The following is a 15,951-nucleotide window of genomic DNA, read 5'->3' as shown; positions in this document are numbered from 1 at the left end:
TGTCCTGGTCCGCATCCGGGCCTCGCGTGGGTGACGGGGCGTTCGGCTATGCTCCTCCGACTCCGTGAACACGACGCCCCCGGGCTCCGCGCCCGATGACTCCCGCTCCCACGTTCCTGGAACCGCTTCCGGACGAGCGCGCACGCTGCCTGTGACGGAAGCGCCCGCGCCCCGCGGTGGGCTCGCGCGGAGCACGGGGACCGCCCTGCTCATCGCCGTGGGGCTCGCCCTTCCGGGAGCCACGGCCTACCTGCTCCGCCCGCGGCCCCCGGCCACAGCGAGCAAGCCATCGCTTTCCGTGACGAGCCCCGTCGCACGCACGGGCCCGGTGAGCATCTGCGTCCTGAAGTTCCGTGACGTCAACGAGGACACCTCACTCGAGCTCGCCCTCGCCGAGGCCGTCATCACGGACATCGGCGCGCATCCCGGGCTTCGCATCGTCGAGCGCGAGCAACTCGACCTCCCGATGAAGGAACAGGACTTCCACCAGTCGGACCGCGTCGACCCGGAGACACGTGCGCGGTTGGGCCGCCTCATCGGCGCCGAGGTCGTCGTGCTCGGCAGCATCCAACGCGCCGGTCCCCTGCTCCGCGTCGCCGCCCGGTTCGTCCACGTGGAGACCGGCGAGGTGCTCGACACCGCGCGCGTCGAGGGCCCCGCACAGCAGCCCTTCGAGGTGCAGGACGCCCTCACCGCACGGGTTCGCACGCTCCTCCCGGCACTGAACGCAAGGCTGCGCCCGTGAGCCCAGCCCGCGCACTCCTGCTCCTCCTCCTCTGCGCCCAGACCGCGCTCGCGGCCACCCCGTCCAAGCCCCCACCGGGTCCCGCCGCGGTGATGCCGTTCCGCAACCTCAACGGCGACACGTCCATGGACTGGCTCGCGCGCGGCATGACGGAGACGTTGATCTCCGACCTGCGCGCCAGCGGACGCGTCCAGGTCGTCGAGCGCGAGCAGCTCGAAGCGGCACTCGCCGAGCTGAGCGCGAAGGACCGACAACAGCTCACCGAGTCCTCGGCCGTCCGCGTGGGCCGGCTCGTCGGCGCCCGGACCCTGGTCCTCGGCAGCATCCAACGCGCGGAGAATCAGGTCCGCATCAACGCGCGCTTCATCGACGTGGAGACGGGCGTCGTCCTGGACACCGCCAAGGTCACCGGCTCCCTGGAGCGCATCTTCGCCCTCCAGGACCAAGTCTGTGGCCGGCTGCTCCGTGAGCCCGTGAAGCCACGCGCGGGACGCCCCTCGGGCAAGGCGGCCGTGCTCGCGCTCGAGACCTACGGCCGCGCCATGGCCACCACCTCGCCCGAGGAGCGCGCCTGGCTCTTGCGCGCGACGCTGTCCGGCTCGCCGGACTTCGCCTACGCCCAGGAGGAGCTGTCCCGGATGGACCAGCGCCTGGCCGATCTCGCGCGCGAGGCAGAGCCCGAGGTGAAGGACGAAGAGGCTCGCCTGCGTGGCGTCATGGAGGACCCGAAGAGCCCCGCGGACGAGCGCTCGGCCGCGGCCCTCCAGCTCCTCAACCTGTCCCGCGCGCGCGGACGCTGGCGCACGCTCATCCGTGATTCCGAGCGCATCCTCGCGCTCGACCTGTCCGCGCATCTCGGTCGCCATCCGTCCGAGGAGGCCTCGCTCTACCGCTTCCAGGCTTTCGGTTACCTCGACGACTGGGAGGCCCAACGTGTCGCGGGCGAGGACTTCCTGCGCCGCTGGCCGCTCAGCCCCCTGGCGGCCTATGTGGACCTGATGCTGCGCACCACCGCGAGCAACGTGGCGGACGGCCAGCGGGCCTTCGAGAAGATGCGCGCGGACCTCGCCGCGGAGGAACAGGCCGTGGCCCTGCGGATCAGCGAGCTCGAGAAGAAGGGCAAGCCCACGCAGGAGGAGCACCGCAAGATCGCGCTGCGTCGGTGCCTGGAGCACAACAACCACCCGCGCTTCCGCGTCCATGTCCTGGCTCCATGCCGCGCGTACTACGAGACCTGGAGCGCCAGCGCGACGACCCCCGCGCAGAAGAACGACCTGCGCTACGCGAGGGAGGCGGAGCTGACCTCCCTCGTCGGCCTGCGCCGCTACGCCGAGGCCCGTGCGCGTCTCGCCGCCTTCCGCCAGGAGGACCCCGACGGCGAGCGCATCAGCCGCGCCCGCGCCGTGGTGCTCAACATCGGTGCCCACGAAGAGGAGTGAGCCTCAAGGCACGATCGCGGGCAGCTTCGTCACGAACCCGTCCGGATTGCCCAGGAGCGTGTTGCCCTCGTAGTTCCCCTCCAGGTAGCCACCCAGGTACAGGTTGTCGTCCTCGTCCAGCACGACGCCCATCGGGTACACCGGCTTCTCCACGCCGCCGAGCACCGCCGGCGCCGTCTGCCGGATCCACTGGATGGCACCCGCGGTGTCCATCTTGAAGACGAACGGATGTCCCGCGCCTCCCGCCGTGTCCGTGGGCGAGCCCACGTCCCCGTGGCCCGTCCCCGCCACATAGAGGAAGTTGTCGAACGGGTTGCTGAAGAGGCTCCAGGCGAAGTTGCCCGCGCCGGAGTCCAGTTCCTTCACCCACTGCCGCGTGCCCGCCGGGCTGTAGCGCGCGACGAAGGTCGCGACCTGGGGCGTGCCCACCGGCAGCCCATCCATGCCGCCGCCGCTGTACCCCGTCACGTAGAGCTGGCCGTTCGTGTCCACCGCCGCGTCCCGGAGGCTCGCGTTCGTGCCCGGCGCCCCCAACAGCCGCGTCCACTGCTTCACGCCATCCGCGTCGTACTTGATGATGAACGCATCCTCCGGACCGGTCAGCACCTGGCCGTCCAGGTTGCCCGCCGTGATGCCCGCGACGTAGACGTTGCCCGAGTCATCCGCGGCGGCCCGATTGGCCCGCGTGCGCTGCCCCGCGACGCCGAACTGCCGCGTCCACAGCAGCGTGCCCGCCGCGTTGAACTTGCTGACGAACCCATCCGCGATGCCCGTCTTCGTATTGCCCGGCAGCGCCCCGTCCGTCTGCCCCACCAGGAACGCGTTGTCGACGTGGTCGAGGGACACGCCAAGCCCCTCCGTCCCCACTCCGGGAGCGCCCACCTGCCGCGTCCAGCCGTGCACGCCCGTGTAGCGGTAGCGCAGCAGGAACGCGTCCTTGGTCCCGATCAGCGGCGCGCCTTGCAGCGAGCCGCTCGTGTACCCGGCGACGTAGATCTCCTCGAACCGCCGATTGCGCGCCACGCTCTCGCCCACGACGATGCCGTTCGGCACGCCCAGCTGCCTATGGAAGCTGACGTTCCCATTCCAGTCCCTCGCGGTGAGGAACGCGTCCATGCCGCCCACCAGCGGCGAGCCATGCAGCCCCACGTTGGTCATGCCCGTGACGTAGGTCCGCGCCGCCGGGTCGCCCGCCATGTCGTGGATCCGGGTGAAGCCGCCCGTGGCACCGACTGTGTTCGTCCACAGGTCATCCACCGACGGGAAGGCCCGGCACTCGTACATCTCCATCAGGTTGAGCGAGATGGTCTCGATGCCCGCGCGGGCGTCGTTGTCGTCCGTCACGTTCAGCCGGTACTTCTTGTAAGCACCCGGGGAGGCCACGTCGAACTGGCGCCGCTCGACGCCCGCCCACCCCGTCTGCGCCGAGCGCGTGTCCACCACCACCCACGCGCTGCCGTTCCAGCCCTCGAACGTCCAGTTGCGTGGCGCCCGCGAGGTGATGCCGCCGTTGTTGTAGCTGAGCGCGTAGCGCCGAACGATGCGCGGCAGCCCCGGGAACTCGTACGCCAGCCACGCGGGCGCGACGTTCTTCGTGGACAGCCAGAAGGCGCTCGTGTTGTCGAACGCCTTCCACGCCTCGTAGATCGTGGGGTTCGACGTCCACCCGCCGGAGCTGGTGACGATGCCCGAGGGGCTGGTGGCGCTCGTCATCACCGGCAGGATGTTGACGCAGTTGTCGAGGGCCTGTGCCGAGCTCGTCAGCTCCTCCTGGGGCCCGTCGGCAGGTGGCTCCCCACCCTGGCAGCCCCCCAGCGCCAGCGCGCCGAACAACGCCCACCCCGCTACCGCGTTCACGCCTCTCATGGTGTCTCTCCTTCGACCCGCCACGGGCCCCGTTGATGGGGCTCCGGGGGTCCACGGAGATACCGGCCCCCCGGGAAACGACCGGGAGGAGAGTGACGAAACCGCCCCCGGGCGGGACGAAACCGCCCCCGCCGGGGATGAGACCTGAATCAAAGTTCATATTTTCCAGCCCCTTGCAAGCGGGCCTCTTTTCCACGCGCTGCGTCGAAAGAATCGGCCTTGCCGCAGGGCGACCCAACCCATTGAATGGTGCTCATGAAATTCCTGCGTGAGCTGCGCTCGGTCCTGAACCTGACGGTGCTGGTGGCGGGGCTCGGCTACTTCGTCGACCTCTTCGACATCACGTTGTTCGGCGTGGTGCGCGCCGCCTCGCTCCGCGACATCGGCATCACCAGCCCGGAGGAGGTGCTGTCGAAGGGCATCCTCATCTACAACTGCCAGATGGTGGGGATGATGGTGGGCGGCCTGCTGTGGGGCGTGCTCGCCGACAAGCGCGGACGGCTCTCCGTCATGTTCGGCTCCATCCTGCTGTACTCGTTCGCCAACCTGGCCAACGCCTTCGCCTGGGACGTGACGAGCTACGCGGTGTTCCGCTTCCTGGGCGGCGTGGGGCTCGCGGGTGAGCTGGGCGCGGCCATCACCCTGGTCGCCGAGTCGCTCCCCAAGGAGAAGCGCGGCCTGGGCACCACCATCGTCGCGACGCTCGGCATGCTCGGCATCGTCGCCGCGGCCTTCGTGGGGCAGCACCTCAACTGGAAGGTGGCCTACTTCACCGGCGGCATCATGGGCATCGCGCTGCTGTTCGCCCGCTTCAAGGTCTCCGAGTCGGAGCTGTTCACCAAGAAGACGGACCCGTCGCGCGCCAATCCGCTGCTGCTGCTGCAGGGCAACCGCTTCCTCAAGTACATCTGCTGCATCCTCATCGGCGTGCCCATCTACTTCACCACGGGCATCCTCTTCACCTTCGCGCCGGAGCTCACCGCGGGCCTCAACGTCCAGGGCACCGTGACGGCCGGCAACGCCATCCTCTACGGCTCCATCGGCCTGACGATTGGCGACCTGCTCGCGGGCCTCTTCAGCCAGTGGCTCAAGAGCCGCAAGCGCGCCGTGGCGCTCAACCTGGTCGGTGGCTTCCTGCTGATGCTCGTCTACGGGCTGGTGCCCGGGCTCACCAGCACCATGGTCTACATCCTCAGCTTCCTCATCGGCATCATGGTGGGCTACTGGGCGGTGCTGGTGACCATGGCCGCCGAGCAGTTCGGCACCAACATCCGAGGCACGGTGGCCACGACGGTGCCCAACTTCGTCCGGGGCTCCGCCGCCATCGCCGCCAGCGGCTTCGCCGTCCTGAAGGGCCACATCAGCGTGCCCGCCGCCGCCCTCACCGTGGGCAGCATCTGCTTCGGCCTGGCCCTGCTGGCCCTCACCCGCATCGAGGAGACCTTCCACCGCGACCTCGACTACGAGGAGACCGGCCCCGACGCGGCCACCGCGCCGAGCGCTGGCCCCCAGGCCTCCTGAAGCGGCCCCTTCAGCCCTGGCGCGCGCGCACCCGCACGGGCATGCCGCGCTTGGGCACGAAGGTCAGCCGCGTCTGCCACTCCACCGGCGTGCGACCCAGGTACTCCACGTCGCAGCGTTGCAGCAGCAAGGCCAGCGTCTGCACCGTGTCCACCTGGGACATGTGCTGGCCCACGCAGATGCGCTGACCCGCTCCGAAGGGCACGTAAGCGCACTTGTGCTGCCCCACCTGCCGCTCCGGCAGGAAGCGGTCCGGGTCGAACGTCTCCGCGTCCTTCCAGTGGTCCGGGTGCCGGTGGATGGCGTACGGGCACATGAGCAGCTGCGTCCCCTTCGGGAGCATGACGCCGCCCACCTCCACGTCCTCCGCCGTCTCGCGCAGGATGGTCCACGCCGGAGGGCTGAGCCGGTTGATCTCCTGCACCACCCGCGTGGTGTACGGGAGCTTCGCCACGTCCTCGTACTTCGGCGCCTCGTCGCCGCACACCTCCCGCACCTCCTCGCGGATGCGGCGCACCACGTCCGGGTACTGGGTGCACGCGTGCACGGCCCACGTGAGCGACGTGGCGATCATCTCGAAGCTCGCGCCGAAGAGGTTCACGATCTCGTCGCGCACCTCCTTGTCGTTCATCGACTCGCCCGTCTCCCGCGCGCGCGACTCCACCAGCATGGACAGCAGCGTGATGTCGCCGTCGCGGGTGCCGCGCTCCCGGCGCTTGCTCAGCCGGCCGTAGATCCACCCGTTGATGAGCCACAGCGCCATGCCCATGCGCGGGGCCTTGGGGTCGAAGCGGGGCAGGAGCTTGTAGAACAGCACGCCCCACGGCGTGTGGCGCCGGCCGAACACGTCGATGGCGTCCATGATGCGCGCGAAGTGCTCCTCGCGGGGGTTCTCGTCGAAGCACGTGCGCCACATCACCCCGAACATCAGGCGCGCGGCCTCCGTGTACATGTCGAAGGACTCCCCCTTCGCCCCCAGCGCCATCCACCGCTCCACCCCCTTGTGCAGCTCGTCCGAGAACAGCCCGGACCACAGGCGCACCTTCTCCTTGCTGAACAGCGGCTGGACCATGTGCCGCTGGCGCTTCCAGTGGTCCCCCCGGCTCACCGTCAACCCATTGCCGTTGAAGGGGTTCTCGATGCGCGGCTTGGGGAACAGCTGCGGCTCGTCGATGAGCACCCGCTTGACGTCCACGGGGTTTCGCAGGAACGCGATGGGGGTGCCGTAGACCCGGACGAGGGACACGTCGCCGTACTCGGCATGGAGCTTGTTCGCGAGCGCCAGGGGCTCGTTGAGCATGGGGAAGAAGCTCCCCAGGACGGGCAGTCCCCGGGGGCCGGCCACGCGGCGCCCGGAGGATGAGTTCACGGAGGTGTCCATGGCCCGATTTGCGCCGGTCACCTCCGGGCCGTCAAGGTGGCCCCACTGACTTGAACCCGACGTCCGCCCTCGGGCCGGTTGCACCGGGCCCCCCAGCCGCCCTATCCCCTGGACCCAAGCCATGGCTCCCTCTTCCATCCGACCCATCCAGAAAGTGCTGTGCGCCAACCGCGGCGAGATCGCCATCCGCGTGTTCCGGGCCTGCAACGAGCTCGGCATCCGCACCGTCGCCATCTACAGCGACGAGGACCGGACCCACGAGCACCGCCACAAGGCGGACGAGGCCTACCTGGTGGGCCGAGGCAAGCGCCCCGTGGAGGCCTACCTGGGCATCGACGAAATCCTCGACGTGGCCGAGCGCGCCGGCGTGGACGCCATCCACCCTGGCTACGGCTTCCTGTCGGAGAACGCTGGGTTCGCCGAGGCCTGCGAGCGCCGGGGCATCCGCTTCATCGGCCCCACCTCCGCCGTCGTGCGGACCATGGGCGACAAGGTCGCCGCCAAGCAGCTGGCGAAGCAGGTCGGCGTGCCCACCGTGCCGGGCACCACGCTGGAGGGCGACGACGCGAGCGTGCTCGCCCAGGCGCGCCGGTTCTTCCAGGAGCACGGCGGCCCGGTGCTGGTGAAGGCCGCCCACGGCGGCGGCGGGCGCGGCATGCGCGTGGTGCGCGAGGAGAAGGAGCTGGAGGCGGCGCTCACGTCCGCGCGCTCCGAGGCCCAGAGCGCCTTCGGCTCCTCGGCGGTGTTCCTGGAGAAGTTCCTGGAGCGGGTGCGCCACATCGAGGTGCAACTGCTCGGTGACCTCCATGGCGGCCTGGTCCACCTGCACGAGCGCGACTGCTCGGTGCAGCGCCGGCACCAGAAGGTCATCGAGATCGCCCCCGCGCCCAACCTGGCCCCCGCCCTGCGAAGCGCCATCTGCGACGCGGCGGTGCGGCTGGCGCGCGAGGCGGGCTACAGCAGTGCGGGCACCGCGGAGTTCCTCGTCTCCGACAGCCACTTCTACTTCATCGAGTGCAACGCGCGGCTCCAGGTGGAGCACACCGTCACCGAGCAGGTGACGGGCGTGGACCTGGTGCAGAGCCAGATCCGCATCGCGGAGGGCTACGCGCTCGGCTCACCCGAGGTGGGCATCACCTCGCAGGCGTCGCTCCAGCCGCGCGGCTACGCGGTGCAGCTGCGCGTCACCACGGAGGACCCGTCCAACAACTTCATGCCGGACGCGGGCATCATCACCGCGTGGCGCGCGGCCACCGGCTTCGGCATCCGCCTGGACGGCTCCAACGGCTACACCAACGCGCACATCTCGCCGTTCTACGACTCCATGCTGGTGAAGGTCATCGCCTACGCGCCGACCTTCGAAGGCGCGGTGATGAAGGGCCAGCGCGCGCTGCGCGAGTTCCGCATCCGCGGCGTGAAGACCAACCTGCCCTTCCTGGAGAACGTGCTGCGCCACCCCGCCTTCCAGGCCGGTGAGACGTACACGCGCTTCATCGACGAGACGCCGGAGCTGTTCCAGCTCACGCCGCGCAGGGATCGCGCGAGCAAGCTGCTCACGTACCTGGCCGAGGTCATCGTCAACGGCCACCCCACCATCAAGAAGCACCAGCGGCTCAAGCCCACCCAGTTCATGGAGCCCCGCGTGCCGGTGGCGCCGCCCGGCCCCGTGCCGAAGGGCACCGCGCAGATCCTCGCGGAGAAGGGCCCCCGGGGGCTGGCCGAGTGGGTGCTCGCGCAGAAGCGCGTGCTCCTGACGGACACCACCATGAGGGACGCACACCAGTCGCTGCTGGCCACGCGCATGCGCACGCGCGACATCCTGCGCGTGGCGCCGGCCACCGCGCACCTGGCCTCGGAGCTGTTCAGCCTGGAGAGCTGGGGCGGCGCCACGTTCGACACGTCGTACCGCTTCCTCAACGAGGACCCGTGGGCGCGCCTGCGCTCGCTCAAGGCGGCCGCGCCCAATCTGCTCCTCCAGATGCTCCTGCGCGGCGCCAACGCCGTGGGCTACACCAGCTATCCGAACAACGTGGTGGAGGCCTTCATCGACGAGGCGGCCGAGGCGGGCGTGGACGTCTTCCGCATCTTCGACAGCCTCAATGACCTGGGCAGCATGGAGGTGTCCATCCAGCGCGTGCTCAAGACGGGCAAGGTGGCGGAGGTGGCCATCTGCTACACGGGCGACGTCGCCAACCCCAAGCGCAAGAAGTACACGCTGGACTACTACGCGGACCTGGCGAAGCGCATCGAGGACTCGGGCGCCCACTTCCTGTGCATCAAGGACATGGCGGGCCTCTTGCGCCCCCGCGCCGCGGCCATGCTGATGGACCGCCTGCGCGAGGTGACGAAGCTGCCCATCCACCTGCACATGCACGACACCGCGGGCAACGGCGTCGCCAGCTACCTGGAGGCCATCGAGCACGGCGTGCACATCGTCGACGTGGCGCTGGGCAGCATGGCGGGCCTCACCAGCCAGCCCAGCCTCAACGCGCTGGTCAGCGCCCTGCGCGGCCACCCACGCGAGACGGGCCTGGCCAACGCGCGCCTGCAGCCGCTCGCCAACTACTGGGAGGACGTGCGCGAGTACTACGCCCCCTTCGAGAGCGGCCTCAAGAGCACGACGAGCGAGGTCTACTACCACGAGATTCCGGGCGGTCAGTACTCCAACCTCCGGCCGCAGGTGGCGGAGATGGGGCTCTTGAGCCGGTGGAACGACGTGAAGGACGCGTTCGCGCTGGTCAACGTGCTGGTGGGGGACATCCCCAAGGTGACGCCGTCGTCGAAGATGGTGGGCGACTTCGCCATCTTCCTCCTGAAGAACGACCTGATGGTGCGCGCGGCCACGCTCGCGGAGGCCGCCGCGCTCACCCACCAGAAGCTCATCGCCGAGGCGCCCCGGCTCGACTTCCCCTCCAGCGTCGTGGGCTACTTCCGCGGCGAGCTGGGCCAGCCGCCCAACGGCTTCCCCGAGGACCTGCGCGCCGCGGTGCTCAAGGGCCTGCCGCGCGTGGAGGGCCGCCCGTCGGCGAGCATGCCCGCGCTGGACCTGGAGGCGCTGCGCGCGGAGCTGGCGAAGAAGACGGGCCAGCCCATCTCCCACGCGGACGCCATCTCCAGCGCGCTCTACCCGCGCGTGATGGCCGGGTACCTGGACGACGCGGGCCGGTTCGAGGACGTGTCCATCCTCGACACGCCGAACTACTTCTACGGCATGGAGGTGGGCCAGGAGATCTGGGTGGACCTGGAGCCGGGCAAGACGCTGGTCATCAGCCTGTCCGCGGTGGGCGAGCCCGACGAGGACGGCCTGCGCACCGTCTACTTCGCGCTCAACGGCCACAACCGCACGGTGCAGGTGCGAGACCGGAGCCGCGCCGCGCGCGTGGAGGCCCGTCGGCAGGCGGACCGCGCCAACCCCAACCACGTCGCCGCGAGCATGCCGGGCACGGTCATCGCGGTGCACGTGAAGGCCGGGGCCAGCGTGGAGTCGGGCGCGCCGCTCGTCACGCTGGAGGCGATGAAGATGGAGACGGTGGTGCGCGCGCCTCGCGCGGGCACCATCGCGGAGGTGGCCACCACGCTGAAGGCCGCGGTCCAGGGCGGTGACCTGCTCGCGGTGCTCCAGTAGCGGCGCTTCACGAAACCCGGGCGGAACGTTGAGTGTGGGCGCGGCCTTTGACATGGTCGCGCCCCATGAAGCGTTCACTCCTGTCCTTATTGGCACTGACGTCGTGCGCCACCTCCTCGAGCACCACGGCACCGGGCTCGGACTCCACCGCGTCGCAGGTTCCCGCGTTGCCGGAAGAGGTCCGGCTGGCGGACCTGCGGCAGATGACGTTCGGCGGTGAGAACGCGGAGGCGTACTGGTCGTTCGACGGCAAGCAGCTCTCGCTCCAGGCCCGTCACGAGGGCATGGGGTGCGACCGCATCTACCGCATGGAAGTGGACCCGGCGAGCGGCGCGGCCGCCAAGGTGTCCCCCGTCTCCAGCGGCGAGGGCGCCACCACGTGCGCGCACTTCCTGCCCGGGGACCAGGAGGTCATCTACGCGTCCACGCACCTGGGCGGCGCCGCGTGCCCTCCCAAGCCGGACCACTCGATGGGCTACGTCTGGGCCCTCTACGACTCGTATGACGTCTTCAAGTCGAACGCGGATGGCTCGGGCCTGACGCGGCTGACCCAGACGCCGGGCTACGACGCCGAGGGCACGGTCTGCGCGAAGGACGGCTCCATCCTCTTCACGTCCGTGCGGGATGGAGACCTGGAGCTGTACCGGATGGACCGCGACGGGAAGAACGTGAAGCGGCTGACGCACACGCCCGGCTATGACGGCGGCGCGTTCTTCAACGCGGACTGCTCCAAGATCGTCTGGCGCGCGTCGCGGCCGGCGCCCGGCAAGGCGCTGGACGACTACAAGGCCCTGCTCGACAAGGGGCTGGTGCGGCCGACGAAGCTGGAGCTGTACGTGGCCAACGCGGACGGCTCCGAGGCCAGGCAGATCACCTGGCTGAACGGCGCCGCCTTCGCGCCCTTCTTCCACCCCAACGGCCGACGCATCCTGTTCTCGTCCAACCACGGTGACCCGAAGGGCCGTGAGTTCGACATCTGGGCGGTGGACGTCGATGGCTCCAACCTGGAGCGCATCACCCACGCGCCGGGCTTCGATGGCTTCCCGATGTTCTCGCCGGACGGCAAGTGGCTGGCGTTCTCCAGCAACCGCGCCACCGCGCCGGGCAAGAGCGACACCAACCTGTTCATCGCCCGGTGGGTGGAGGACGCGAAGCCCGTGTCCACCACCGCGTCCGCCGCGGACCGCGTCCGTCAGGACGTCACCTGGCTGGCCGCGTCCGAGCGCGAGGGTCGTGGCATCGGCACGGATGGCATCGAGGCCGCCGGCGGCTACATCGAGAAGCGCTTCCAGGAGCTGGGCCTGAAGCCCGCGGGGGACTCGGACTCCTTCCGTCAGGCGTTCCCCGTCGTCACCGCGGTGAAGCCCGTCGTCGGCACCGAGGTGCGCATCGGCAAGACGGCGCTGACGGGCGATGCGTTCAGCGTGCTCGGCTTCTCCGCGCAGCAGCAGGCGCAGGGCGCGCTGGTGTTCGCCAACTACGGAATCGTCGAGCCGTCGCTCTCCGTGGACGACTACGCGAAGCTGTCGGTGAAGGGGAAGATCGTCGTGGTGCGGCGCTTCGTCCCGGACACGGCGGCGTTCGCCGACACGGACAAGCAGCGGCGCTTCGGTGACCTCCGCTACAAGGCGTGGCAGGCGGCGCAGCGGGGCGCGAAGGCGCTCATCGTGGTGGACTGGCCGCAGGCTCCGACGCCCACGCCCAAGGAGTGGCAGATGCCGCCCGAGGCGACCCTGCCCGCGCTGCACCCCGAGGGTCCTGGCGACGCGGGGCTGCCGGTCGTCGTGGTGAAGCGCGCGGCGCTGGAGCCGGTGTGGGCCTCGCTCACCAAGGGCCAGCGCGTGGACGCGGCGGTCGGCGTGAAGCTGGAGGTCGAGCAGCGCTCGGCGTTCAACGTCGCGGGCCTGCTGGAGGCTGGCGAGGGCAAGGCGCCCGGCGTCGTCGTGGTGGGCGCGCACTATGACCACCTGGGCTTCGGGGGCCGTGGCTCGCTGACGCCGGACCGGCACGAGCCGCACGTCGGCGCGGATGACAACGCCTCGGGCGTCGCGGGCCTGCTGGAGATCGCCCGCACGCTGAAGGAGCACCGCGCCGCGCTGAAGCGCGACGTGCTGTTCCTGGCCTTCTCGGGTGAGGAGTCGGGCCTGCTGGGCTCCACGCACTTCACCCGTCAGCGGGGCGACGCGGGCATGAAGCAGGTGGCCGCGATGCTGAACCTGGACATGGTGGGCCGGCTGCGCTCCGGTGGGCTCTCCGTGCTGGGCGCCGAGTCCGCGAGTGAGTGGGCCCCGCTGCTCACCCGCGCGTGCGCCGAGGCGCGCGTCGCGTGCAACCCGAGCGGTGATGGCTACGGCCCCAGCGACCACTCGCCCTTCTACGCGTCGGGCGTGCCGGTGCTGCACTTCTTCACGGGGACGCACACGGACTACCACAAGCCCTCCGACACGGTGGAGGGGCTCAACGCCGTGGGCACCGCGCAGGTCGCGCAGGTCGCGTCCGGGGTCGCGCTGGGCCTGGATGGTGCCACCACGCTGACGTACCGCAAGGTCCCCTCCCCCACGCCGCGCGGAGATATGCGCAGCTTCAACGCGTCGCTCGGCACGGTGCCGGACTACGCGGGCCCACCGAACGGGCTGAAGGGCATGTTGCTTGCGGGCGTGCGCGCGGGTGGCGCGGCGGACCAGGCCGGCATGCTGCGCGGCGACGTCCTGGTGAAGCTGGGCAAGCACGTCATCGGCGGCGTGGAGGACCTGATGTTCGTCCTCAACGCCTCCAAGCCCGGTGAGACGGTGGAGGCCCGCGTGATTCGCGACGGCAAGGAGTTGCCGCTCGAGGTCACGTTCCAGGAGAGCAAGCGCCCTCGCTGAGTCCTCGCGTCACGCGTCGATGAAGGGCCCACGGGCCCGGGCCACGTCCGTGAAAGGACGTCCCGGGCCCGTGTCGTTCCGGGGGCTCAGCAGCCCACGTTGCCCCAGCAGTACGGGACGATGCCCAGCTCGAACTCCACGCCGCCCAGCGGCGCGAAGGCGAAGTTCCAGGGGTTGGAGCCCGCGCCCCACATGAGGCCCGTCAGCGCCACGCCATTGGCGGTGAAGACGTACACGGGAGAGCCGCTGTCACCGCCCGCGCCATTCTGCGCGCCGCTGGTCGCGATGTAGTTGCAGTAGAACGTGTCGGGCACTCCGCCGCCGTTCACCGTGGCGCAGGCCCACTGGATGGTGCCGCTGGTGGTGCCCGAGGTCCGGCCCGTCTTGAACACCGTCTGCCCCTGCGACGGATAGAGCACCTTCCCCGTCACCTCATTCCAGGCGGAGATGTTCAGGTTGAACGCCCCAGGCGTCTGCACCACGCGGGAGCTGATGGCCGCATCCGCGCGGAAGAAGGCGCTGTCGCTGTAGCGGCAACGACGCCCCGCGGGACAGCTGCCTCCCGTCGCGTAGAACGGGTCCGTCGTCTCCGTCCCCACCTGCCACGGGTACACGGCCTGATAGGCGAGGGTCGACTCCACGCCCCCCTGCACCGTGGTGCAGTGGGAGTTGGTCACGAAGCCCAGCGTCCCGCCTTGCAGCGCCGCGAAGCCCAGCGTGCAGTACTTGCCCGGCGTTTCAATCTGAAGTCCGCCCGCCACGGGCGTCCATCCGCCCTGCACGCTGGCGGGACGGACGGGGCCGACCTCGACCACGTCCACCGCGTCGCGGTCCACCGCCAGCCGCCCGAGCGTCCACTCGACGCGGGCACGCGACTCGGCGCGCTCGATGCCGATGGCCACGCGGTTCGACTTCTCGTCCACGTCCGTGAAGACGGCGCCCGGCAGCGCGAGCACCTCCGGCGTGAGTCGCTCCTGAATCGCCTTCAGCTGGGAGAACGTCCGCGTCGCCGGCTCCGTCACCACGCCCGCCGAGGGAATCTTGTCCACGCCGAACACGGAGGTGATGGCGCCGCGCGCCGCCGGGGCCGCGGAGGCATTCACCAGCCGCACCACCAGACGCCCCTTCTCATCGTGGTACATGCCGGCGAAGCCCGGCGCCGAGCGCTCCACCTCGAGCAGCGCCTCATCCAACGTCCGAGGACGCGCGGCACTGCTACTGCTGGCGGGCTCCGCGGTCGGCCCACCGGCCCACGCCGCATCACTGAAGCCTCCCAGGCACAGCGAGGCACTGCCCACCACGACACGAAGAATCGCTTGCTGGCGCATGACGTTCGCCCCCACGACCACGGGTGATTCCCGGCCGGTCGGTCGCGGACACACGCCGGGCGCTGCGACCCGGGACTCCATCACTTCACGCGGAGGACTTGAAGCAGGATTCTGTGAATTTCCGGAAATATCTCAGGCCAGCAGGAGCTCGCGGATGGCCTCGGCGACCAGCCCCTTCGCCTTGTTCGCGGCCTGCTCCAGCGAGTCCCGGATGCGCCCGAGCGTGGCGGACTCCACGCCCTCCAGCGCGGTGAGCGCCGCCGTGTCCTTCTCCGAGTCCTCCGAGGTGAGCAGCGTCGACAGCAGCGTGGCGGCCTCCAGCGGAGGCGCGCCGACCCGCAGCAGCGCCACCGCGGCGCTGGCGGCCACACGAGGGCTCTCGTCCAGCAGATGCCTGCGCAGCGTGGCCACCGTCGCGAGCGAGGACAGTCGCCCCAGTCCGAGCAACGACACGGACTCCAACCGGATGGGCGCCTGCGGGTCCTCGGCCGACTTCAGCAGCACGGGCTCCAGGGCGGCCAGCTCGGGCGCGGCCTGGCCCTCGCGGCGGTCGTCCTCCAGCAGGCTGCGCAGGGACATCAGCGCCAGGTACTGACGCGTGCCCTCGGCGCGCCCCACCTGGTCCACGAGCGCGGGCACGGCCAGCTGCGGCGCCGCGGGTGCGAGCGAACCGAGCGACTCGAGCGCGGCCCCGGCCACCGGCTCCACATCCTCCAACGCGGTCAGCAGGCGCGGCAGCAGCGACACGGCGGACTCGCCCACGCGGCCCACGACGCCGGCGGCCACGCGTCGGACGGAGGGCCGCTCGTGCCCCAGCGCCTGCTCCAGCGCACTCAATGGCAGGGGTGCCATGCGGTACAGGTTCGCCACGAGCAGCGCGGCGTCGTCCAGCGCGGGCGCCTCGGCATCCATGCGGGACACCGCGGACAGCACCGCCTCCATCGCGGGCTGCGTCAGGGACACGGGCGGTGGCCACCAGGTCGTCTGGAGCAGGTGGAGGATGGGGGCATAGGCCTTCGTCGCCTCCGGACGCTCCAGCTCCTTCAGGAGCAGCCTCGCGACCCGCTCACGGACCTGATGGTCCTCCGCGCAGAGCGCGTCGCCCAGCGTCTCCAGTGCCTCCGACACGCCTCGCGGGTCCGAGGAGGAAAGGCGGGACACGGACTCATCCAACGACGG

9 protein-coding genes are annotated in these 15,951 nt (G+C 70.3%); 5 read left to right on the top strand and 4 right to left on the bottom strand.

What is annotated here, in order from left to right:
• The first annotated feature begins 298 nt into the window (after window positions 1-298).
• Together K8625_RS16710 and K8625_RS16705 are read left to right on the top strand one after the other, a co-directional pair.
• Window positions 299-745, top strand: coding sequence for a CsgG/HfaB family protein (locus K8625_RS16710; protein ID WP_223783272.1), 447 nt, complete (start codon window positions 299-301; stop codon window positions 743-745).
• Window positions 742-2,184, top strand: a complete 1,443-nt coding sequence (locus tag K8625_RS16705; RefSeq protein ID WP_223783271.1) for a FlgO family outer membrane protein — start codon at window positions 742-744, stop codon at window positions 2,182-2,184. The genes K8625_RS16710 and K8625_RS16705 overlap by 4 nt, the downstream gene beginning before the upstream one ends.
• A 3-nt stretch (window positions 2,185-2,187) precedes the next feature.
• Here the strand turns inward: K8625_RS16705 and K8625_RS16700 are convergent, their stop codons facing one another.
• Window positions 2,188-4,050: an SBBP repeat-containing protein gene (locus tag K8625_RS16700; RefSeq protein ID WP_223783270.1), complete on the bottom strand. Its 1,863-nt coding sequence runs from the start codon at window positions 4,048-4,050 to the stop codon at window positions 2,188-2,190.
• Window positions 4,051-4,305: 255 nt separating this feature from the next.
• Here K8625_RS16700 and K8625_RS16695 point away from each other — a divergent pair, with 255 nt between their 5' ends.
• On the top strand, window positions 4,306-5,571 hold the full coding sequence (locus tag K8625_RS16695; RefSeq protein ID WP_223748642.1) for an MFS transporter: 1,266 nt from the start codon (window positions 4,306-4,308) through the stop codon (window positions 5,569-5,571).
• Between the two features lie 10 nt (window positions 5,572-5,581).
• Here K8625_RS16695 and K8625_RS16690 read toward each other — a convergent pair whose 3' ends face one another.
• A complete protein-coding gene (locus K8625_RS16690; protein ID WP_194869111.1) occupies window positions 5,582-6,940 on the bottom strand; it encodes a cytochrome P450 in 1,359 nt (452 codons plus the stop codon).
• 133 nt (window positions 6,941-7,073) lie between these two features.
• Here K8625_RS16690 and K8625_RS16685 point away from each other — a divergent pair, with 133 nt between their 5' ends.
• Together K8625_RS16685 and K8625_RS16680 are read left to right on the top strand one after the other, a co-directional pair.
• Window positions 7,074-10,577 (top strand): pyruvate carboxylase, encoded by a 3,504-nt coding sequence (locus K8625_RS16685; protein WP_223748644.1) that lies wholly within the window; start codon window positions 7,074-7,076, stop codon window positions 10,575-10,577.
• A gap of 65 nt (window positions 10,578-10,642) precedes the next feature.
• The gene (locus K8625_RS16680; protein WP_223783269.1) at window positions 10,643-13,444 is read left to right on the top strand and encodes a M20/M25/M40 family metallo-hydrolase; all 2,802 of its coding nucleotides are present in this window, start codon (window positions 10,643-10,645) and stop codon (window positions 13,442-13,444) included.
• An 86-nt stretch (window positions 13,445-13,530) separates the two neighbouring features.
• Here the strand turns inward: K8625_RS16680 and K8625_RS16675 are convergent, their stop codons facing one another.
• Complete coding sequence (locus K8625_RS16675) at window positions 13,531-14,772, bottom strand: S1 family peptidase (protein WP_223748646.1); 1,242 nt, start codon at window positions 14,770-14,772, stop codon at window positions 13,531-13,533.
• Between the two features lie 132 nt (window positions 14,773-14,904).
• Window positions 14,905-15,933, bottom strand: a complete 1,029-nt coding sequence (locus K8625_RS16670) for a hypothetical protein (protein ID WP_223783268.1) — start codon at window positions 15,931-15,933, stop codon at window positions 14,905-14,907.
• Between the last annotated feature and the right edge of the window lie 18 nt (window positions 15,934-15,951).

The sequence above is a fragment of the Myxococcus sp. AS-1-15 genome, from assembly GCF_020037055.1.
Taxonomy (GTDB): domain Bacteria; phylum Myxococcota; class Myxococcia; order Myxococcales; family Myxococcaceae; genus Myxococcus; species Myxococcus fulvus.
This window is presented reverse-complemented; position numbering and strand designations above follow the sequence as displayed.